General features: G+C 32.3%; 16 protein-coding genes and 1 pseudogene. 15 read left to right on the forward strand and 2 right to left on the reverse strand.

Translation table 11 applies throughout. From position 1 onward, the window contains the following. Positions 1–177: 177 nt before the first annotated feature. The 11 genes and pseudogenes from addB to ACWJJT_RS13145 all read left to right on the forward strand — a co-directional run bounded on the left by addB (position 178) and on the right by ACWJJT_RS13145 (position 19630). Positions 178–3786 carry a helicase-exonuclease AddAB subunit AddB gene (gene addB, locus ACWJJT_RS13095; protein WP_462955000.1) on the forward strand — a complete coding sequence of 1203 codons (3609 nt, stop codon included), beginning with the start codon at positions 178–180 and terminating at the stop codon, positions 3784–3786. After that, positions 3786–7700 carry a helicase-exonuclease AddAB subunit AddA gene (addA, locus tag ACWJJT_RS13100; protein WP_462955001.1) on the forward strand — a complete coding sequence of 1305 codons (3915 nt, stop codon included), beginning with the start codon at positions 3786–3788 and terminating at the stop codon, positions 7698–7700. The genes addB and addA overlap by 1 nt, the downstream gene beginning before the upstream one ends. A gap of 41 nt (positions 7701–7741) precedes the next feature. Beyond that, positions 7742–9001, forward strand: a complete 1260-nt coding sequence (locus tag ACWJJT_RS13105) for an exonuclease SbcCD subunit D (RefSeq protein ID WP_220319795.1) — start codon at positions 7742–7744, stop codon at positions 8999–9001. Beyond that, positions 8982–12599, forward strand: a complete 3618-nt coding sequence (locus tag ACWJJT_RS13110; RefSeq protein ID WP_462955002.1) for an SbcC/MukB-like Walker B domain-containing protein — start codon at positions 8982–8984, stop codon at positions 12597–12599. Before ACWJJT_RS13105 ends, ACWJJT_RS13110 begins: the two co-directional genes overlap by 20 nt. 376 nt (positions 12600–12975) lie before the next feature. Beyond that, positions 12976–13032 (forward strand): annotated as a pseudogene (locus tag ACWJJT_RS13115) (hypothetical protein); the annotation flags it as partial. A 234-nt stretch (positions 13033–13266) separates the two neighbouring features. Then, the gene (locus ACWJJT_RS13120) at positions 13267–13521 is read left to right on the forward strand and encodes an SdpI family protein (protein WP_462955003.1); all 255 of its coding nucleotides are present in this window, start codon (positions 13267–13269) and stop codon (positions 13519–13521) included. 543 nt (positions 13522–14064) lie between these two features. Next, entirely contained in the window at positions 14065–14682 is a 618-nt protein-coding gene (locus ACWJJT_RS13125; protein WP_462955004.1) for a VanZ family protein, read from the forward strand. A gap of 462 nt (positions 14683–15144) precedes the next feature. Beyond that, on the forward strand, positions 15145–15468 hold the full coding sequence (locus tag ACWJJT_RS13130) for a hypothetical protein (RefSeq protein WP_216302426.1): 324 nt from the start codon (positions 15145–15147) through the stop codon (positions 15466–15468). Positions 15469–15897: 429 nt separating this feature from the next. Then, positions 15898–17460, forward strand: a complete 1563-nt coding sequence (gene istA, locus ACWJJT_RS13135; RefSeq protein ID WP_258280587.1) for an IS21 family transposase — start codon at positions 15898–15900, stop codon at positions 17458–17460. Next, complete coding sequence (gene istB, locus ACWJJT_RS13140) at positions 17448–18191, forward strand: IS21-like element helper ATPase IstB (RefSeq protein ID WP_258280588.1); 744 nt, start codon at positions 17448–17450, stop codon at positions 18189–18191. The genes istA and istB overlap by 13 nt, the downstream gene beginning before the upstream one ends. 407 nt (positions 18192–18598) lie before the next feature. Continuing rightward, entirely contained in the window at positions 18599–19630 is a 1032-nt protein-coding gene (locus tag ACWJJT_RS13145; protein WP_462955006.1) for a helix-turn-helix domain-containing protein, read from the forward strand. 59 nt (positions 19631–19689) lie between these two features. On the opposite strand, the gene ACWJJT_RS13150 is transcribed toward ACWJJT_RS13145, so the two are convergent. Both ACWJJT_RS13150 and ACWJJT_RS13155 read right to left on the reverse strand, forming a co-directional pair. Continuing rightward, positions 19690–19884: a hypothetical protein gene (locus ACWJJT_RS13150; RefSeq protein WP_462955007.1), complete on the reverse strand. Its 195-nt coding sequence runs from the start codon at positions 19882–19884 to the stop codon at positions 19690–19692. Positions 19885–19899: 15 nt separating this feature from the next. Then, a complete protein-coding gene (locus tag ACWJJT_RS13155; protein ID WP_462955009.1) occupies positions 19900–20109 on the reverse strand; it encodes a hypothetical protein in 210 nt (69 codons plus the stop codon). A gap of 251 nt (positions 20110–20360) precedes the next feature. Between ACWJJT_RS13155 and ACWJJT_RS13160 the strand changes: the two genes are divergently transcribed. The 4 genes from ACWJJT_RS13160 (at position 20361) to ACWJJT_RS13175 (ending at position 22339) form a co-directional block, all read left to right on the forward strand. Next, positions 20361–20639 carry a hypothetical protein gene (locus ACWJJT_RS13160; protein ID WP_462953470.1) on the forward strand — a complete coding sequence of 93 codons (279 nt, stop codon included), beginning with the start codon at positions 20361–20363 and terminating at the stop codon, positions 20637–20639. Position 20640: 1 nt separating this feature from the next. Further along, positions 20641–20838 (forward strand): helix-turn-helix transcriptional regulator, encoded by a 198-nt coding sequence (locus ACWJJT_RS13165; protein WP_462953471.1) that lies wholly within the window; start codon positions 20641–20643, stop codon positions 20836–20838. A gap of 420 nt (positions 20839–21258) precedes the next feature. Next, positions 21259–21924, forward strand: coding sequence for a response regulator transcription factor (locus ACWJJT_RS13170; RefSeq protein WP_220286325.1), 666 nt, complete (start codon positions 21259–21261; stop codon positions 21922–21924). A gap of 7 nt (positions 21925–21931) precedes the next feature. Next, positions 21932–22339 carry a hypothetical protein gene (locus ACWJJT_RS13175; RefSeq protein WP_462955010.1) on the forward strand — a complete coding sequence of 136 codons (408 nt, stop codon included), beginning with the start codon at positions 21932–21934 and terminating at the stop codon, positions 22337–22339. The last annotated feature ends 42 nt before the right edge of the window (positions 22340–22381 follow it).

Below are 22381 nucleotides of genomic sequence, written 5' to 3' on the forward strand. Positions count from 1 at the left end.
CTACTTAGAGTAGGTACTCGAACCTATAGAAGTGGAAGACTTTCCTTCTGAAATGTCGTTAAACATTCAAGGATAATATGTCCCACATGGTATAATATAATAAATACAAAGTGAACTGTGTTGAATAATTATACATGGTATAATATGTATAGTAAATTAAAGGAAGGACGTGTTTTTGTGAGTTTAAGATTTATATACGGAGGAGCTGGAAAAGGGAAGAGTACGTTCTGCTTAGAGGACATAGAAAAACGAAGTACCGCCGAGAGCGAAAAACCCTTAGTACTTTTGGTACCAGAACAATTTTCCTTTCAAGCTGAAAAAAATCTTATAAAAGTAGTTGGATCTACAGGAATAAAGAACGTCCAAGTACTTAGTTTTAATAGATTAGCGTACAAAGTGTTTAGCGAGGTTGGAGGCATAACCCGTAAACCTATGGATTCTTCAGGAAAGGCAATGCTTATTCATAGCATACTTCAAAAAAAGAAAGATGAACTCAAGGTATTTAAAGGAGCAGCTAGACAAAAAGGCTTTGTAGATAATGTAGCTTCTGCAATTACAGAGTTTAAAAAATATAATGTTTCTGTTGAAGATTTAAATAAGACATTAGGCAATTTAGGGGAAAACACCTTGCTAGTAGATAAAATAATGGATTTATCTCTTATATACGGAGAATTTGATAATATTTTAAATAAAAACTACGTGGATCCAGATGACGATTTAACACGCTTAAATAGTGCCCTTGATGAATGCAATATTTTTGATGGTTCTGAGTTTTGGATCGATGAGTTTACAGGCTTTACACCACAACAGTATGGAATACTCGAAAAGCTATATAAAAAAGCTAGGAGGATAAATATAACGCTTCCATTAAAAAGCTCAGAGCATTCAAAATGTATGGAGGAATCTGATGCATTTTATTCCATTAAGTTTACAGAAAATAAGCTTTTAGGTTTAGCAGAGGATAGTGGGACAAGTATCGAAGCACCTATAGAGCTGGGAGGTAATAAAGAATACAAATTTAAGAACAATAATGAACTATCTTTTCTTGAAAAAAATTATTTTGCATTCCCATATACACCAAGTACTGAGAAATGTGAAAACATAAAGGTATTTAAAGCTCTTAATGGATACTGCGAAGTGGAACATGTGGCAAAGGATATCTTAAAACTATGCCGGGATGAGAATATAAGATTTAATAAAATAGCAGTAGTAACAAGAGACTTACCTTCCTATGAAAAGTTAATTAAAGCCATATTTACAGAATATAATATTCCGTTATTTATAGATAAGAAAAAGGATATAACAAGTAACCCCTTAATTGTGCTAATAACCGGAGTCGTTGAGATTTTCACTAAGAACTTTAGCTATGAGGCAATGTTTAGGTATCTTAAAACAGGGCTTTTAGATATAGAAAAGCAGCATATAGACATACTAGAAAACTTCGTAATAGCAGCGGGCATAAAGGGCAAAAGAAAATGGACAGAACCTGATCTATGGCAGGAGAAAATAGAATACTATTTTAGAGACTACTATAATGATAAAACTGGCATAGACGAAGCTTCAGAAAAAGCTACAGAGAAACCTGTAGAAAAAGTTGCAGGTTCTCCTGAGGACAAAGCTGAAAGAATAGAAGCCACTATTAAAATTTTAAATGATACTAGAGAGAAAGTCATAAATCCACTACTACAATTCAAAGAAAAATTAAAAGGCGGATGTACCACCAAAAAAATATGCACAACTTTATTTGAATTTCTAGAAACTATAAATATATATAAAACAATAGAGGAGTGGATAGAAAATTTCAAAAGGGAAGGTGCGCAAGAGCTCGTTACCGAGTACAGTAAAATATGGAACTTAGTTATGGAACTATTAGATCAGATGGTGGAAGTCCTTGGAAAAGAAACCCTATCCCTTGAGGACTTTGTAAAAGTACTATCTATGGGATTTAGTAAACATCAAATGGGAATTATTCCACCTGCACTAGATGGAGTAACTATTAGCAGCGTGGAGCGCATAAAAAGTCATGATATAAGTGCACTGTACATTATAGGGGTAAATGATGGAGTATTCCCAATGGCAAACAAGGAAGATGGAATATTAACGGACAATGATAGAATGATTTTAAAAGAAAATGCATTAGAACTTGCAAATGACACAAAAACTGAGGTGTTTAATGAGCAGTATTTAATCTATGCTACAATAACCATCCCAAGTAAATATTTAAATATAAGTTATCCTATTGCAGATTATGAAGGCAAAACGTTAAGACCTTCTATTATAATATCTAGGTTTAACGCCTTATTCAAAGGTCTAATAGAAGAGAGCAATATAACTCAGTTTAGTGATGGGCTACAAGAAACGAATGATATGCAGCAGCTGTGTGCTAAAGTTCCAACATTTAACGAGTTGATATTTTATCTAAGAAAATATTTAGAGGAGGGAGTTATATCGCCACTTTGGATTGAGATTTATAAGTGGTACCAAAAGGACCCTTTATGGCGAGAAAAAAGCAACACCATGTTTCAGGGATTTGACTACAAAAATGAAATGAAAATGCTTGAGAAAGAAAAAGTAAAACTACTTTATGGAGACAAAAATTATTTTAGCGTATCTAGAATAGAAAAATATGAAGAATGTCCCTTTGCATATTTTGTGCAATATGGCCTAAAAGCTAAGGAGCGAAAAACTTTTACATTTTCATCTCCAGACTTAGGCAGCTTTATGCACAGTGTACTTGATGATTTTTCAAAGCTTGTGGATAAAAATGAAATAAAATGGGCGGACCTTCAGCGTGAATGGTGTGAAAAAAATATAGCAAGTATTGTAGAAAAAGAAGCAGAGCAAGGCATAAGTGGCTATATATTGAACAGTACCCCAAGGTACAAGTACTTTACAGAGCGGTTAAAAAGAGTTTTAAAACGAACTATTATGGTGATAGTTGAGCAAATGAAAAACAGTGGATTTGAACCCTTTGGCTATGAAGTATCCTTTGGATTTGAATATGGAGATTATCCACCAATAAAAGTAGAACTATCCACAGGGGAAGTAGTAAATCTAGTTGGTAGAATAGATAGAGTAGATAAGTTAATTAATGAAGGAGAAGAATTTTACAGGATAATAGATTATAAATCTGGAAATAAGGATTTTAAACTATCCGATGTATATTACGGACTTCAAATACAGCTATTGACGTATTTAGACGCCATGCTTAAAAGTGAAAGAGCAATTTCTAAAGAAAACGAAATTTCAGAGGAGCCAATTTTCCCAGCAGGTATTTTGTACTTTAAAATAGATGACCCAGTAATAAAAGCTAAAAATGATTTAGATGAAGAAGAACTGGAAAAAGCAATAATGAAGGCTTTAAAAATGAAGGGGTTACTACTAGCAGATACTAAGATAATTAGGGAAATGGATAGAAATATTGAAGGCGCATCTCTAGTTGTCCCAGCATCTATAAAAAAGGATGGGAAGTTAGGCTCAAGATCATCAGTTGCAACTAAGGAGCAGTTTGAAATGTTACTCCGCCATGTAAAGGAAAACCTAATAAGCACCTGTGAACAAATGTTAAGTGGAGAAATAGACATAAAGCCATATAAGAAAAAAGATGCTACACCTTGTGCTTACTGTGAATACACGGCTATTTGCCAATTTGATCCTACATTAAAGGAAAATACCTATAAGATAATAAAAGATAAGAGAGACAAGGAAATATGGGAACTCTTATCGTCAGTCGAAATTGAGCAAAATAGTGTAAAGACTCAAGAGATCGGAGTGGATGAGGAATAATGATAAAGAGAGAGAATGAAATTAAACATGTAAAAACAGAGGTTTCATGGACCGAGGATCAGAAAAAGGCTATCTATACTCGCGATTGCAACGTTCTAGTAGCTGCAGCGGCAGGCTCAGGTAAAACAGCGGTACTAGTTGAGAGAATAATAAAGATAGTAACAGATGAAGATCGGCCTACAGATATAGATAAGTTATTAGTGGTTACATTTACGAACGCGGCGGCATCCGAAATGAGGGAGAGAATAGCTGCGGCTATTTCAAAGGAACTTTATAAAAATCCACAAAGTAAACTACTGCAAAGACAGTTAACCTTATTAAATAAATCCAGTATTACAACTATTCACTCCTTCTGCCTTGAGGTTATTAGAAGCAATTTTCATATAGTAGATTTAGACCCTAATTTTAGAATAGCAGATGCAACAGAAGCAGTTCTTTTAAAACAAGAAGCTCTAGAGGAACTATTTGAGGATAGATATGTAGAAATGAATGATGAAAATGAAACCGAAGATGAAGATAGCGATTTATTTGTAGAAAAGGATACTAGCTCTATAAATCTAATCGAGGATTCTAGTTTCTTAAAACTCGTTGAAGCCTATAGTAATAATAAAGAAGATTTAGGCCTTAAGTCTATAGTGTTAAGCCTTTATAATTTTGCCATGAGTTCTACAAATCCAACAAAATGGCTACTTGATGCGGCAGAGGATTTTAACATAAAAGATGGGTATAGTTTTAGTGATACCCCTTGGGCAAAGGTTTTAATGGAAGATGTTAAAATAGAGCTACTAGGCATTGAAAAAGTAATGATTAAAGCATTGAAAATCATAGAAAACAATGAAGCTATAGCATTATATTACGAAGTGTTCAAATCAGATTTAGAGTTAATTGCAGATTTAATAAGCGCTGAAAGCAATTGTTTTGAAAGCTTAGCAGAAGCGTTTGAAAATTTAAGCTTCCCAAAACTAACAACGATAAAAGCCTGCAAAGATAAGGAAAAACAAAAGGTAGTACAAGAGATAAGAAATAAGGTGAAAAAACAATTAGGGGAGCTGGGGCAGCAAATAATGAATGCAAATTCAGAAACTGCTTTAAGAGATATAAAAACATTGTATCCACAAATGCTTGAGTTATCTCAGCTTGTTATAGATTTGCAGGAAAAATATAGAGAAAAGAAAAAGGAACGTTCAATTATAGATTTCAATGATTTTGAGCACTACTGCCTTGACATTTTGATGGAAAAAAATGAAGAGGGCGAAATAGTAATGGACGCTCAGGGAAAACCAGAACCTTCCGCAGTAGCGGTTGGGCTAAGAAATAAATACGAAGAAATTTTGATAGATGAATATCAAGATAGTAACATGGTGCAAGAAACTCTATTAAATATAATTTCAAGAGAAAAAATAGGTTTCCCAAATGTATTCATGGTAGGAGACGTAAAACAGAGTATATATAAATTTAGGCAGGCAAGGCCAGAGCTCTTCTTGGCAAAGTATAATAGTTATTCGAAAATTGACGGCGAAAAAACCAGAAAAATAACTCTATACAAAAATTTTAGAAGTCGTGGACCGGTTATAAATGCAGTAAATTATATCTTCAAACAAATAATGTGCAAAAACATTGGAGATCTTGACTATACAGATGAGGAAGCGTTGAATTTAGGAGCTCACTTTGATGAACTTGAAGGTCCTGGAGTAATAGGCGGAGCAGTGGAGCTACATCTTATTGAAAAGGAAGTTAAAGATGCAGGAGAAGAAAACGAGGGTGAAGAGGTCGAAGATGAGGGACGGTTAACAACTAATGGAACTGAAGGTGAGGGACATGGCAAAACAAATGAGGATGAAACCCCTACAAATATTGAATTAGAAGCTAGAATTGTTGCAAAAAGAATAAAAGAATTAATGCTACATAAAGATGAAAAAGCTTTTAAAATTTATGACAAAAAAATAAAAGGTTATAGATACGTTGAATATAAGGATATTGTAATATTACTTCGGGCCACCTCAAATTGGGCACCCTCATTTTTAGAACAATTGAAGCTAGAAGACATACCGGTGTATGCAGATACAGGCACAGGCTATTTTAGTACCATAGAAATTCAAATAATCATGAGTTTACTTCAAATTATAGATAACCCAAGACAGGATATTCCTATGCTAGCAGTTCTCCGTTCTCCAATAGGAGGGTTTACCTCAGAGGAACTGGTAGATATAAGAGTAGGTCAAAGGGAAGTAAGTTTTTATGAAGCAATGGTAAACTTAGAAGGCACTAAAAAATCAGAAAAACTCGGTAAATTCCTTGAAAAATTAAACCACTTTAGAGAAATTTGCACGTATATGCCCATTGATGAATTCATATGGCACTTATATACTAGCACTGGTTATTACGGTTATATAGGAGCCATGCCAGGAGGAACCCAAAGACAAGCGAATTTAAGAGTGCTTTTCCAAAGGGCAAGGCAATATGAAGAAACTAGTTACAAGGGACTGTTTAATTTTATAAATTTCATAAACAAGTTAAAAATAAGTAGTGGAGACATGGGCAGTGCTAAAACCTTAGGGGAAAATGAAAACGTAGTTAGGATAATGAGTATACATAAAAGTAAAGGGCTAGAATTTCCTGTAGTATTTCTAAGTGGCATGGGAAAAAACTTTAACTTAATGGATATAAATAAGAGTATATTATTTCATCATGAATTAGGCTATGGCCCAGATTTTGTTGATCCAATTAGAAGAATTTCTTATCCTACAGTTCTAAAACAAGCGCTTAAAAAGACAATAAAGATAGAAAGTCTTGCAGAGGAAATGAGGGTACTATATGTAGCTTTAACAAGAGCGAAGGAAAAGCTAATAATAACTGGGTCAATGAGAAATACAGAGAGAAATTTAACTAGAATGAGTTCTAGTTTAGAAGAGAATAGTGAAAAGCTAGGAGAATATGAAATTTTAAAAGGTAAAAGCTATTTAGATTGGATAGTGCCGGCGATAATAAGGCATGCAGACGGAAAACCATTGCGTGAACTAATAGAAATAGATGATAGTACAACGAATTTATTAAGTCATCCTGCAAGCTTTACGGTAAGGTTCTGGAATAGAGAAAACATAAAGAAAAACGTCAATTATGAAGAAGAAATTACTGTTAGCTCACAGGAAAAGCTAACAGCACTTCAGGAAGAACCTACAGATGAGAAGTTCATCTTTGAAATAGAAAAAAGGCTAGGATTTACTTATAAGTACGAAATGTCCACAAAAATGCCTACAGTACTTACAGTAACAGAGATTAAAAGAAAATTTAATGCAGAAATTACTGAAGGCGATTCAAACAATATGTACCAGCCAAAACTTATAAATAAGCCCAGATTCCTAGAAGAGGCGAAGGGATTAACCCCCGCGGAAAAAGGAACCGCTATGCATGCAGTGGTGCAAAGATTAGATTTAACTAAAGTGGCAACCACAAGTGAAATAGGATTACAAATTGAGACTTACGTTGAAAAATTGCTAATCTCAAAAGAAGAGGGCAAATCCGTCCGGGTCAATAAATTATTAAAGTTATTTAAAACGGATCTTGGACAAAGAATGATAAAAGCTTATAATCAAAAAGCTTTAAAAAGAGAAATACCGTTCCATATGGAAATTAAGTCAACAGATATAGATAAAAACCTCCCAATCGAAATATATGGAGAGGAAAAAATAATGCTTCAAGGAATAATAGACTGCTATTTTGAGGAAAATGGAGAGATAGTTTTAGTGGATTATAAAACAGACTCCTTAAAAAATGGAGATGTAAATCTCTTAATAGAGAAATATAAATCTCAGCTAGATTATTATGCAAAGGCAATTGAAGCAACACTTGGGAAAAAAGTTAAAGAAAGTTACCTATATTTATTCAGTAACGATGAAGCCGTAGAAGTTAAATAATCTTCTGCGAAACTGAAAAACCTAAAAAAGGGGAGATACAAATGAGGATACTTCATACCTCCGATTGGCATCTGGGGAAGACTTTAGAGCAATACAGTAGACTAGAGGAACAGGAAGAATTTCTAGAAGAATTTATAGAAATAGTTGAAAAAAACAATATAGATTTAGTACTTATAGCTGGAGATATCTATGACAATGGAAATCCACCAGCAAGAGCTGAAAAAATGTTTTATAGCACACTTAAGGATATAACAAGTAGCGGGAAAACTGCAGTGTTAGTTGTGGCAGGTAACCATGATAATCCAGAAAGATTAGTTGCGCCGAGCCCTCTTGCATACGGTCATGGGGTGGTACTTTTAGGGGAACCAAAGAGTATAGCAAGGCAAGGCGTATTTGGAGAATTTAACAATGACGGAAAGTGTGATTTTGAAATAATAGAAAGCGGCGAGGGGTACTTAGAGCTTAGTATAAGAGGGGAAAAAGCAGTTATTATAACACTACCTTATCCAAGTGAAAAAAGGTTAAATGAAGTACTTTCAATAGAGATTAATGATGAAGAGAGGCAAAAAAGCTATTCTGACAGAATAGGAGAACTGTTTGAAAATATATCTGATAAATATAGGGAAGATACTGTAAACCTAGCAGTGTCACACCTCTATGTTATGGGTGGAGAGGAAAGTGGGTCAGAGAGAAGTATACAACTAGGGGGAAGTCTTTCAGTTTCACCATCTAAATTCCCAAAGAAAGCTCAGTACTCAGCCTTGGGTCATCTTCATAGACCACAGAAAGTGCCAGGAACTAAGGGGATGATAAGATACTGCGGATCCCCAATTCAATATAGCAAAAGCGAAATAAACTATAGCAAGGGAGCGTACCTCGTAGATGTTAAAGCTGGGGGCGAAGCGGAAGTCTCACAAATAATGTTTAGAAACTACAAGCCTATAGAAGTATGGAAATGTAACAGCACCGAGGAAGCGATAGAAAAATGCAAAAATGAGGGCGAAAGAAACATTTGGGTATACCTTGAAATAAAGACAAAAGAAATAATAAGCACCGAAAACATAAAAGAAATGAAAAGACTTAGACCTGATATAGTTTCCATAGAGCCAATACTTGAGGGGATAGAACGTGAAGCAGATTTAGAGGAAAGCTTAAGGGAAAAATCCATGGAGGAAATGTTTAGAGAATATTTTACAAAGGCAAAAGGTGGGCTAGAGCCATCGGATGAAATTATGGAATTATTTTTAAACATAGCATTAGATGAAGAGGAGGAACCCAAAGATGAAACCAGTAAATCTTAAAATAAAGGGGCTAAATTCGTTTGTACAGCAACAAACTATTGAATTTTCAAAACTTACGGAAAAAGGACTTTTCGGTATCTTCGGTCCAACAGCTAGTGGTAAATCCACAATTTTAGATGGGATAACCATAGCTCTTTATGGAAAAGTATCCAGAGACACCAAAGAGTTTGTAAACACAGAAACAAATGTAGTAGAAATAAGCTTCGATTTTGAAATAGGACTAGGGGAAACCCGAAAACTATATAGAGCAGAAAGAAGCATAAAGAGATTAAAAACTGGAAACTTCAAAACTGCTTATGCAAGGCTTATAGAAATAAATAAGGAAAATGCTGATGAAAACAAGGTACTAGCAGAAGGACCAAAGGACATCGACACGAAAATCATAGAAATAATAGGACTGAAAGTTGAGGATTTTACAAGGTCAGTCGTGTTACCTCAAGGTAAATTCAATGAATTTTTAAAGCTTACAGGAAAAGAAAGAAGAAATATGCTAGAGCGAATATTTGCCTTAGAAAAATACGGTACCAAGCTTTATGAAAAAATAAGATCAGTTAGAAATGAAAACCTAAAGACTCAAACTATGATTCAGGGGGAAATGAAGGGATATGAAGATGTAGGTGAAGAAGGCCATAATGAAATAAAATCCGTACTAGATGGTTTAAAGCAGGAAGAAAAACAAATTAAGGCTGATAAAAAAACTGTGGATAAAGAGTACGAGGAATATAAAACTATCTGGGAGCTACAACAAGAAAAAAGCCAGTATGTAAAAAAAGAAGCTGACTTAAATAAACAAGTACCAGAAATAAAAAATAAAAAAGAAAAATTTACGAGGGGAAGTTCAGCATTAAATGTAAAACCCTATATTGACAATGTATATGAAACTAAAAAAAGATTAGCGATAAACAAGGATACACTTCAAAAACTAAGCAGTGCTTTTTTAGTTGTATGTCAAAAGCTGAATATTGCAAAAACTTCTTATGATAAAGCGTGGACTGATAAAAACAATAAACTTCCTATTTTAATTGAAAAGGAAGTAAGTCTTAAACAAGCTACGAATATTGAAGAGAAAATAAGCTATCTAGCGGGGGAAAAAGATATCCTTTTAAAACAGCATAAAGAGATTAGAAGCAATATAAGTGAGAAAAATCTAAAAAGTGCAATTATTGTTACCAATAAGTCGAAAATAGAAAATCAATTGGGCGTTACTGAAGAAAAACTAAGTGGAATAGAAATACCACCAGAATATAGAGAAAAATTGTATAATGCCTATAACAGTGAACTAGAAGTTTCGGCCGCAACGAAAAATGTACAAGAGCTTAAGAAAAAAGGGGAAGATTTAAAGAAGGGTGCACATACCACAAAGTTAATGCATAGAGAAGCTATTATACTTAAGGAAAGCAAACAAAATAAACTAGTTCTTTTAGAAGAAAAAAGTAAGAAAATAGCAAATAATTTCCCGGGAGATAATAATTTGTTGCTAGAAAAACAGGAGGCCTATAGTTCGCTACGGGATACCCTAGAGAAAGCTGTAGAAAACCATAAAATAAAGGGTGAACTACAAGGGAAATATAGAAATATTAACATTGAAACCGAAAAAGGTAGGTTAAATCTAAAAAATGCAGAAGAATCTATAGAAAGTGTGAAAGCTCAGCTTAAAATTATAGAAGGTGAGATAAAGGAAATAGAACAAGCTAACATGGCAGCAGTTTTAGCCTCTAGTTTAAAAGAGGGAGACGAACTTGGTAAGCCAAGACTATGTCCAGTGTGTGGGTCGGAGCATCATCCAAAAGTAGCAGAGCTAATAGTGAATACTGGTTTAGAAACTAAGAAGAGTTTAAAGCAAAGTGGAGAGTTAAACTTAGAAAATTTATCTAAAGATTATCAAAAAGAGCAAATAAAACTTGTGAGGTTAATAATCGATGAGGAGTATATAAATAGCCAATTAGAAATAGTTAATGTTAAGCTTCGCGACATAAACATTGAGGAGCTTCGCCGCGAGAAAGATGCAAGAGAATCCTCATTAATTCAATTTAAGGAAAACTTAGAAGTCTACAACAAGCAAAAAACTGAGATAGACTTAGAGCTAAATAAGCTACGTGATGAAAAAAGCAAAGTAGATATGGAAGAAGTAAAACTTGGAGAAGGTTTAAGAAAAGAAAACGAAGCGCTAATAGTAATAGATGAAGAGTTGTTTACTACAGAAGGCAGATTAAAGCTGCTGCGCGAAAAGCATGAGCTTTTAAAAGTAGATTTGCTTAATCAGGAGAGTTCATTTAAGCAAAATCAAAGTGGTAGTATAACATCAGTATCCATAAAGGAAAAAATTCAGCAACTTAAAGATATAGACAATGAGGTAATAAAACTAACTGCCATGGCAAGGAAGCTTCGAGTAGAGCTAGTAACATTAGAAAAGGAAGCATCTGACGTAGACAAGTGCTTAAGGGATCTTACCACTTCAAAAACGGAAATAGAAACCAGCGGTAAGGAAAAGAAGGCAGAAATAGACCGTTTGACTATCCAAATAGTTGAACTCTGTGGATTTACACAAGAGATGGATCGTACACCTAAAATTGAAATAGAAAAGGTGAAAAATGAAATAAAGGATATAACATCAATTGAGGCTAGTTTAAAAGATATTTTAGAAAAAGAAAATATAGAAAAGCAAAGATTAGACACTCAAAAAACCAGTGAAGAAAACAAAAGCGAAATGCTTTTAAAGATGCTAGAAGATGGAGAAAAAAAATTAGACATAGCTCTTAAAGAAAATTCCTTTGAAAATGCTGAAATAGCTTGTCTTTATTTAATTTCAAGAGGAGACTTGTTACTAATTGAAAAAGAAATAAAACAGTATGAAGAATCTAAACGTAGCATAATAGATAATTTACAAAGAGTAGAAAATTTACTTAATGGAAAAGAAATAGACGCTACACTCTTTGAAGAGGTAAAAGAAAAAAGAGAAGTACTTGGGAAGATTTTAGAAGAAAAAACCAAAGCAATAGGAGCTCAATATAGGGCCCTTGAGGAAATGGAAAGAAAGCTACTAGAAGTTAAAAACCTTATAATAAAGAGAAGCGCTATAGAACACAAGCTTAGTCTTTTAAGAGAAATTGATACGTTAATTCAAGGGAATAAATTTGTGGAATATGTAGCTATGAAGCAGCTAAAATACATATCTATGGAAGCCTCAAAACGATTAAAAGACATAACAAGAGGACGTTATGCATTGGAGCTTGATTCTGATGGAGCCTTTGTAATGAGAGATGATTTTAATGGAGGAACAAGACGTGAAACCAATACATTGTCCGGTGGAGAAACCTTCTTAACTTCACTATGTCTTGCGCTTGCGCTGTCTTCACAAATTCAGTTAAAAGGGAGTGCTCCACTAGAGTTCTTCTTCTTAGATGAAGGATTTGGTACACTAGACACGAATCTTCTAGAAGTAGTAATGAACTCACTTGAAAAACTTCATTCAAGTACATTATCTGTGGGAATAATAAGTCATGTGGAGGAGCTTCGCAGTAGAGTGCCTGTAAAACTAATAGTTACGCCGTCGGAGCAGGGACAGGGAGGAAGCAAGGTAAAACTAGAGTATACATAAGAGTATGAAGTTTCTCCTGTATGAATTGAAATAAGAATTCGCTAGCCTGACTTCCTGCCAGGCTCACGATAATTTTATATTGGCAAAAGAAGAATTTCTAAATGAAATTTCAATTGTCTTTTCGCCTCTTATTTCAAGTCATTACGGAGAAAGTTCATACTGTTAATGTGTAGTTATTCTACGTGACTTACAGGCGAACTCTAGACAAGAAGTTCTAAAAGAAATGAGAGAGAAGACTTAAAGCCTACCGGCTTAAAAAACTTTTGGATGAAGCGTATGGAATTTGAACTGAAGGGGGGAACAACAAGCTTTATTCATAATTATTCTGCCTATATTGATAGCATAGGATTTGTAATAAGAAAAACCAACACACTGGAATCATAAAGGGCAAATAGATGGTTATGGTAGCAAATTATTCGGAGCTTTCGGCCTTCCATTAATAAATTTAGGGATTTATTTATTAATTATTCTGCTTCCTTATATAGATCCTAAAAGAAAAAATTATGATGGGTTCCATTCAACTTATCAATATTTAAAGTACCTACTAGTTATATTTTTACTTGGCATAGAAGTGACTACACTTTTAATAGCTACAGGAGTTGTAATAAATCAGTCAGTTTTTATACCAATATTGGGTTCATTGCTATTTATTTCAATAGGAAATGTTATGGGAAGAATTAAATACAACTATTTTGTAGGAATAAAAAATCCTTGGACTTTAGCAAATGAAGAAGTGTGGAGAAAAACTCATAGGATGGCTGCACCAGTATGGGTTATAGGAGGTATCCTAAATATATTATTAGCTATTACAGGAATAAGTTTCAATGGAATAGCTTTCATAATTATTGTAGTAGCAATTATAGTTGTGCCAACTGTATATTCATATGTTGTTTTCCAAAAGATTGGTAATATAGATAAATAAGGATGCGACATGCAGGTTATACTAATTATTATAACTGTTATCGTAGATGAGCATATAGAAAATATTATAGGTGAAAAAAGTAAGTTTAAAGGTATAATTATAATAACAAATCTGATTAATATTTTTTTTAGATGGTCAATAGTATCATTGGTAATATTAAACTTGTTAATTGCATACTTACTAACTTTACTTGAAAATAAATTTATTAAGCCGATTATAACTATAAAATTAAATATAAATAATAAAACCGTGGTCATATTATCATCTCCCTACTCTAAATGAAAATTTTCCGAAATATTATATGTGAGAATTTATCTCATTATCAACTTCCTTAAGTGGTTTTACATATGCATGTATTAGTTAATACTTCAGCTCCTCAGGAGATGCTTTAACAGTATTTATTTAATTATACTATTTTTACTATAAAGTTGGTATAAAAAACAAAAGAAAAAATTAAATTTTGGTTCTTAGATAAGTGTTAGAATGAGTCCATAAGGGTATAAGTTTAGTATGTTTAAAAAGCAAATGAAAGGGTGAGTTTAAATGGGTATTATGTTAGAATTTAAAGCTTTATTAATAATTATGCTACCGATATGGGTACTGGTTAGAGTAGTTTCAATTCTCAAAAACTGCAGTAAGGGTCAATTTTCAATTAAAAGAGAGATTGTGTTAAACCTTTTCTTTCTTTATATTCTCTGTTTTATAGGAATAACTTTATTCCCTTTATTTATAAACTGGACTGGTCAAAAAGGTAATGTTTCAATAAATGTTGTACCAGTCTTTAATACGGTAAAGGATGTTTCTAGTATTAGGCAAAATCCCGAAATGCAAAGTTTTATGATTAAATTTTGGATTAAGAATATTTTGGGTAATACGTTGCTACTATTTCCGTTCGGTTTATTACTCCCAATACTATGGAGAAAGTTTGATAATATGAAAAATACAATTTTAATTTCATTTTTGTTTTCTTTAGGCATAGAAATTGTTCAACTTTTATCTTACTATGTAGGCAATTTCGGAAGGTCATTTGATATTGATGACATAATATTAAATACATTCGGTGCTTGGATAGGATATATTTTTTACAAGAAAATTGTACTCAAATTGATTAATAAACAGTTTCTAAATGGCATTCATAGGAATGTAGGTTATAGTAAATAAATGTTTTATGGCAGAATGTATAAGTATAATTTTTAGTAGCCTATACGTGTTTTCCTTAAATAATCCATTAATCGTATTTTTACAATATTTTAGCTATCATAAAATATTATATTTCATAATGATTAGGGAAAAGTTTATTGGCTTGTATTAAATGGACAAGCCAATTTTAGATGTATTATCATCATTATTGTCTAACATAGCCATTAAATAAAATTTAACTAAATTTAACTAAAATTTAACTGTTTTGCACTTCATGACAGCTTAGTTGGCACTACTCCTATAAGGAACAAGAAATAAAAGCTCCTGGACCACCAGGAGCTTAACTAATGCCTAAACATATAGTTAAGAAATATTTGGAATTCAAGCAGAGACATACAACTATATTAATATTTACCATATAATGCTAATATAAGAGAGTGTTATTTATACGTTAAACTAATGGTTAGGAGGGATTTTTACTATATGGATAAAAGTAAAATAGTAAAATATTTCTGGTTCTGTTTAGAACAGGTTTTTTATGGATATTTGATCTGGTTGCATATGTCATTTGTATTAATACTAGCTTCATCCTATGTAACAAAAAATTATCTTATGGGTATGGTGGTAATATTTTTTTTATACACCCCTTTCCATGTCTTTATTCACAAAAACCCTTATGGAGTTAAAAAAACTCACTTTAATAAAAATATAAACTTAATACAAGTTTTAATGCAAATGCTTATTTTTTCACTTCTAATGTTAAATTTTGGAGATGCTATTTCGTTCTTAAAAAACTGGTGCAAATAGAATTTGCACCAGTTTTTTGTAAACATATTATTTTGGTGAATTAAAAAGAGGAAAGCAGGAGTGAAAAATTATTGATTTATTAAGTATAAAAGATATTAGAAAGCTACCAAGTAGTAAATACTCGGTAGATTTATTAGGATGTTTCAAAAATAACTGTATACATATTTAGTTTTGAAACGTCTTAGATTTTGGGTAATACGTTGCTACTATTTCCGTTCGGTTTATTACTCCAATATTATGGAGAAAGTAAGCTATTTTAGAAGCTGGATTGTGTGCACCAAATGCTTTAGTTAACTCGCGTATGTTAGCGGTAAACTAAAAGGGTGATATTTCGGCAAACAAAAAAGGAGAATAATTTCCAGTTAAGTACAATAATAATTCCTTCTCTGATACAATTAGAGATATATTTTACAGAGGGGGAATTTAAAATTGAAAGGATGGAATATGTTTAGTGAAATAAAACAATATAAAGCACTTGGATTTAATAAATCACAGGTTGAAAGAGCTCTAAATATAAATTACAAAACAGTTCAAAAGTATTGGGACATGGATCCTGGTGAATATGCTAAAGTCACTATTCAATCGAAGAATAGACATAAAAAAATTGATATCTACAAAGATGATATTTTAGAATGGATTACTGATTTCAGAGATATGTCAGCAGCACAAGTACTTGATTGGATAAAGGAAAGATATGGTGATGTAAAATTTAAAGAAAGGTCTTTAAGGCTTTATATTAGTAATTTAAGGAAAGAATACAATCTGCCTAAGGCTTCGCCAATAAGACAATTTGAGGAAGTACATGAACTTCCCATGGGCTACCAAGCTCAGGTTGATATGGGTCAAATATGGCTCAAAAGATTAAATGGAAACAAAGTAAAAGTGTATTGCTTTGCAATGGTTTTATCACATTCAAGGTATAAATACATACTTTGGACAGACAAACCATTTACTACCGCCTCTTTTATTGATGCTCATAATCGAGCTTTTGAATATCTTGGTGGTATGCCTATTGAAATAGTGTATGACCAAGATCGTGTGCTTGCAGTAGCCGAGAATTCTGGAGACATTATTTATACCGAAGGTTTTCAAAATTATATTAATACTATGAAATATAAAGTTAGGCTTTGTAGAGGTTTTGATCCTCAAAGTAAGGGGAAAATAGAATCTGTGGTAAAATACTCAAAATATAACTTTGCTATAAACAGAGTATTTATAGATGTTGATTCCTTTAATGAAGACTCATTCAAATGGCTAGATAGAACAGGCAATGGTAAAAAACATGAAATAACGAAAAAAATACCGGCAGAAGTGTTTGCTCTCGAAAAGAAACACTTGCTACCAGTACCTGAACTCTTTGAAAAAAATTCATCTAATACTAGTTTAACTTATGCTGTACGAAAAAACAATGTAATTTTGTATAAACAGAACAGGTATCAAGTGCCCAAAGGAACTTATAGCCCAGGTAAAGAACTTAAATTAATGATAAAAGGCTCCAAAATGAATATAGTTGATTTTGATACAGGTGTATTAATAGCAAGTCATCAAGTAAGCACAAGGCAGGGTGAACTTATAAAAATAATTCATCCCGAACGGGATATTCACAGTTCTATTGACCAAGTTTATGAAAGATTGTTTTTTGCTCTCGGTAAAACTGAAAATGCAAAAATGCTACTAGATGGCATAAAACGTGAAAAACCAAGATACTGCAAAGATCAATTTGGATCAATACTAAATATAGTACATTCATATGAAGCTTCGCTAATAGAACAAGCATTGAATTATTGTGTTATACGAAACTTGTGGAGTGCTGGAATGTTTAAAGAAACCCTTGAATATCTTGCGATACAGGATATTGCAAAAGTTGATAAAAAATCTGTAATTGATAAGTTATCTATACCATCAAAGTATAGAGGGTTAAAACCGGAAGTAAGAAGTATAAGTGACTATATTGATGCTTTGAAGGAGGACAAGCAATCATGGAGAAATTAGAATTAATCAAAGAGTATGCCAAAAATCTTAAGCTAAACTATTTAAATGTAGATGCAGATAAAATTATTGAAAAAGGCGAGTTAGGTAATGTTTCCTATCAAGACTTTCTGTTATCAATACTTAAAAATGAGGTTGGTTTGAAGGATCAGAAAACACAAGAAAAAAGACTTAAATATGCTGGCTTTCCAGTTAAAAAGACAATGGAGGAATTTGATTTTCTATTTCAAAAATCAATAACAAAGAAACAAATAAACAGACTCATGGAAATGGAATGGATAGATAGGATGTATAATCTTATATTTTTAGGCCCACCGGGCGTTGGGAAGTCTCACACAGCTATTGCCTTGGGTTATAAAGCCGTTGAGGCAGGTTATAAGGTAAGTTTTGTAACTATGGATAATCTGATGCATGTTTTGAAAACTCAGCAGATATCAAGAAAAAGCAAAGGTAAACTAAATAGAATCCTTTCTTCAAGTCTCGTTATAATTGATGAGGTCGGATATCTTCCTATAACTAGAGATGAGGCTAATTTGTTCTTTCAATTAATATCATCCCTTCATGAACAGGCATCACTAATTATAACTTCTAACAAAGGATTCGAAGAATGGGTAGAGCTTTTAGGAGACCCAGCATTAACAACAGCTGTATTAGATAGAATATCTTATAGATGCGAACTTTTTAACATGATTGGAAAGAGCTATAGATTGGAGCACAGAAAATCTATATTCTAGCAGTTAAATGGTAAAAATATACTGGGATAAATTCAGTAAAATAGTTTGCCGAAATTTCTCCAAAAGTACTTGCCAATAACAGCGTATTGTTGAGTTAAGAAATATGGTGACTTAACGGCGAAAAAGTATTATGATTAGGAACGCTGAATCGTATCATAAGTAACGGAGGTTGTTTTTAGCTTTAACCATTGATATAAAATGGTTAAGGCTATGCTTGCAAGTGGAAATACTGTATCATAAGTAAGATTCTAAATGTTTTTATTAGGAAAATTAAATTAACTAATAGTTAATTTTTATGAATAAAAGATGAAAATTCTTCAATTGTTTAAATTATATAGATTTGATATCAGTTAATTAACGAAGTCCTAAGTTAATTAAATGTACAAAAAAATGGAGGAGTTAATTTTATGAGAATAAGTGAGGTTATTAGAAATTATAGAAAAAAGGAAAATCTTACTCAAGAGCAAGTTGCTAATTATTTAAATATAAGTACACCAGCAGTAAATAAGTGGGAAAATGGAATATCATGCCCAGATATAGCACTGTTAGCACCTCTTGCACGTGTTTTAAAAATTGATGTTAATACATTATTGGCATTTAATGAGGAATTAACAGATGTAGAAGTAAAAAAGCTTACAAAAGAGGTAGGTGAAATGGCATCAAAAGAGGGACTACAAAAGGCTTTTGAAAAGGCCAGTGATTTAATTAAAAAATATCCAAATTGTGATGAGTTGATATATTGGATATCAGTAGTATTAAGAATATATTTATTAGGGCCTCAAATTGAGGAAAAAGATAAGTATGAAAGGAAAATCATCGTTTGGCTTGAACTTGTAGCAACAAGTAGTAAAGAAAAGACAGCTTCTATGGCAAAATTAGAATTATCAGCAATGTATAGGGCTAAAAAAGAGTATAAAAAAGCTCAAGAATTATTAGATAAAATTCCAGAAGTAGAGGTGGATAAAAAAATTCAACAGGCATTATTATATGAAAGTAGCGGGAAAATTGATGAAGCTTATGGCATTTATGAGGGTGAATTAAGGAAAAATGCTCATGAAACCTTTGGGGCGTTATCTCTAATGATAAATCTGTCATATAAAGAAAAGAAATTTAGTGAAGCAGAAGAATACATAGAGCGTGCTAAAAAGGTCGCTGATGCATTTGATTTAGGAGCATACCATAAATATTCGTTAGATTTATGGTATGCAAAAGAAAAACAGGATAAAGATAAAGCTATAGAAATGATTATAAATATGGTAAATGAAGCAAGTAGCATGGATGATTCTATGAAGTCAAAACTATATAAGCATATGAAATTTAATGTTAATAGCAGTTGGGGTAAAGATAAATATGAAAGAGCAGTAAAAGGGGCATTTAAAATAGATAAAACCCTTGATTTTGTCAAAAATGATCCTAGGATAAAATTTCTATTGGACTAAGACTAATTTTCTTATATATCGTTGCAAACATTCAGAATAGTAAAAAAAAGACAAGAACACTAACTGTTCTCGCCTTCATCTGATAATATTTTTTTTCTTTCTGTAATTAACTGCTCTATTGATTCCATGTCTTCCATGGTTGCGTGATTGCGTATAAATGATTTGCAACTGCTCCTACTCTTTAGATAACTAGAATATTTCCTATTCTTTTCTTCCCAATTTTGATTGTATATTGTTCTTTTGCTTTTTTCCACTTTACTCACTCCAAATCAAGATATTTTTTTAATTACATTATAACTCTCAATCAATTCATATTTATTAAACATAGTGACCATTTTAACATTTGCAAACAATATCTCTTTATTTGCATAAGGCAATTCTTTAAGTCGTTTATATGCCATTATGATGCTGTCACCCATATAGAATATGTCTTCTTTATCGTAACCCCTGTTAATTACTACCAAGTATTTTTCTTTCATTGCAAACACCCCTACATTTTCCTTATATATAGTGTACAAGTGAACTACTCACCACCTAAGAGGTGGGAGCTTCTTGATCAATATAGCTAATGCTACAAGTTAAATAAACCCTAACAATTGCACAGTCTTTCTAAAAGTATGCAAATTAAAGGGTTTATTTACATCAGTAGCCAAAACTAAATAATCTACTTAGGTAAGGGATACTCTAATATCCCTTACCTTATCTAAATTGTATCACAGGAGGAGTTAAATTGCTATTAGACATTAACAAGTACAATACGTTAGTAAGTGAATTAAGACGAATTTCAAAGGATATTGACAGCGACTTAATGATCGCATTCATGACTACTAAGGATAATATTCCTGTGCTAAGATTCATAAGACAGGACAAATTTATTTATGTGGCTTATGATAGCGTTAAAAGTTATAGGAGCATAGACATCGTATATCATGCGTTAGGAATGTTGCGTAGGAAAGGCTCTGAATCATATTATGATTGGCTCAAATACAGTCCAATAGGGAGGGTTTAGCGTGGATAGAAATAAACTAGTCAAAATATTACAGGAAGAAATTTTAGACACTGCAGAAGTCGCAGAATTACTGGGATGTTCAAGGCAATACGTCAGCCAGTTACTAAAAGAATCAAAGCTAATTCCTGTTAAAAAATCAAAGAAAAGCACATTGTTTAGCAGGTCAGAAGTTATGGAATTTTATAAAAAGAGAGATTAATTTTCTCTCTTTTTTTTTTCATGTATTTAACTAACTTGTTTTTAGCAAGGGAATGGCTTTTTTATATAATATAATAGCTTTAAGATGTACTAGGGGTATGGCACCGATTCGCGGTGCGTCCCGACAGGGTGTATATTCTAACAGGTGGGAATCCTGCCACTTAATCTATAAATTATTTTTATACCACAATCAACAAAAGTATAAAACTATTTACATTTTGTTTAGGTTAGTATTAAAAAAAATTGTAGAAAAAATCTTTACATTATGGAGTCATTATTATGAGGAAATTTCTTGGTGCGTTGTTATGTTCTATGAACCTTGCTATACTATTAAACACTACGGTAGAAAAATTATTTATACTTGAAAGTTAAAAAGAAAAATAGTGTGATTGTTAAATGTAAGGGTTAAGGAGGTTAGAGAATGCTTAAGATTTTTTTGATTGAAGATGATGAAACAATTGCTTTAGGTATAAAGTCATTTTTATTGAGAAACAGTTATAAAGTTATACATGCAGAGAATTTTAAAAAAGGGAAAGAGCTTTTTAAAACAGACATTGACATAATATTACTAGATTTAAATTTACCTGATGGGTCAGGTTTTGATTTTTGCCGCTATGTAAAAGAAATTAAAGACATTCCTATTATTTTTCTTACTATTAGGGATGAAGAATGCGATATTGTAAAAGGACTAGATATTGGAGGGGATGACTACATCACCAAGCCTTTTAAATTAAGTGTTTTGCATTCTCGTATATTGGCTGTTTTGCGGAGAACTGTAAAACAGCAGATACAAGAAGATGTTCTATGGTGTGGGAATATTAAAATGATTAAATCAGAAACAAAGGTATATAAAAATAATCTCGAAATAGAACTTACAATTGGTGAATACAATCTATTTAGGCATCTATTAGAAAATAAAAACCGTACTTTAACACGAGGGGTTTTATTGGAAAAACTGTGGGATATCGATGGGGAATTTGTAAATGATAATACATTATCAGTAGCTATAAAGCGTCTTCGTCAAAAACTTACGAATAATACAATTATTAAAACAGTGAGAGGAATAGGTTATAGGTTGGATGAGTAAGAGGGATATGAATAAAAAGAAATTTACTGTATGGATGTTTATTAGTTTTTTATGTATAACATTTTTTTGTGTTATATTTGGAAATTTCATTTTTAAGCAGACAGAGAAGATTTTTTATGAAAAAGCCGCACAGATTATAGCGTTTGGTGTTAAGGCTGATCCTAATATTGAACAAGTATTGATATCATCGCTAAAAACTAATAATATAACAGAAATTAATAAAGGGAAAAAAATATTAGAGCACTATGGATATAGTGAAGATTTTTTATATGGTTCTTATAATAATCGTAAAAGTTTTAATATAGTTACGGTTGGTATTTTGTTTTTGATCACTTTACTCTTTTTTTGTTTTGGAGGATTTCTGATAGGTCTAAATCATATAAAGCGTAACAGTATTACCTTCCTCAAAATATGATAAATTAATATGTTATATATAGTTCATAGGAGTATGAGAACT

The organism is Clostridium sp. CM041, assembly GCF_055081035.1.

What these genes read in the sequence shown, in the direction of transcription:
- ACWJJT_RS13145 (WP_462955006.1), top strand. Translation starts at nt 18,599, where the DNA reads ATGAGAATAAGTGAGGTTATTAGAAATTATAGAAAAAAGGAAAATCTT.
- addA (WP_462955001.1), top strand. Translation starts at nt 3,786, where the DNA reads ATGATAAAGAGAGAGAATGAAATTAAACATGTAAAAACAGAGGTTTCA.
- ACWJJT_RS13175 (WP_462955010.1), top strand. Translation starts at nt 21,932, where the DNA reads ATGAATAAAAAGAAATTTACTGTATGGATGTTTATTAGTTTTTTATGT.
- ACWJJT_RS13170 (WP_220286325.1), top strand. Translation starts at nt 21,259, where the DNA reads ATGCTTAAGATTTTTTTGATTGAAGATGATGAAACAATTGCTTTAGGT.
- ACWJJT_RS13120 (WP_462955003.1), top strand. Translation starts at nt 13,267, where the DNA reads ATGGGAAGAATTAAATACAACTATTTTGTAGGAATAAAAAATCCTTGG.
- ACWJJT_RS13125 (WP_462955004.1), top strand. Translation starts at nt 14,065, where the DNA reads ATGGGTATTATGTTAGAATTTAAAGCTTTATTAATAATTATGCTACCG.
- istB (WP_258280588.1), top strand. Translation starts at nt 17,448, where the DNA reads ATGGAGAAATTAGAATTAATCAAAGAGTATGCCAAAAATCTTAAGCTA.
- ACWJJT_RS13110 (WP_462955002.1), top strand. Translation starts at nt 8,982, where the DNA reads ATGAAACCAGTAAATCTTAAAATAAAGGGGCTAAATTCGTTTGTACAG.
- ACWJJT_RS13105 (WP_220319795.1), top strand. Translation starts at nt 7,742, where the DNA reads ATGAGGATACTTCATACCTCCGATTGGCATCTGGGGAAGACTTTAGAG.
- ACWJJT_RS13155 (WP_462955009.1), bottom strand. Translation starts at nt 20,109, where the DNA reads ATGAAAGAAAAATACTTGGTAGTAATTAACAGGGGTTACGATAAAGAA.
- ACWJJT_RS13130 (WP_216302426.1), top strand. Translation starts at nt 15,145, where the DNA reads ATGGATAAAAGTAAAATAGTAAAATATTTCTGGTTCTGTTTAGAACAG.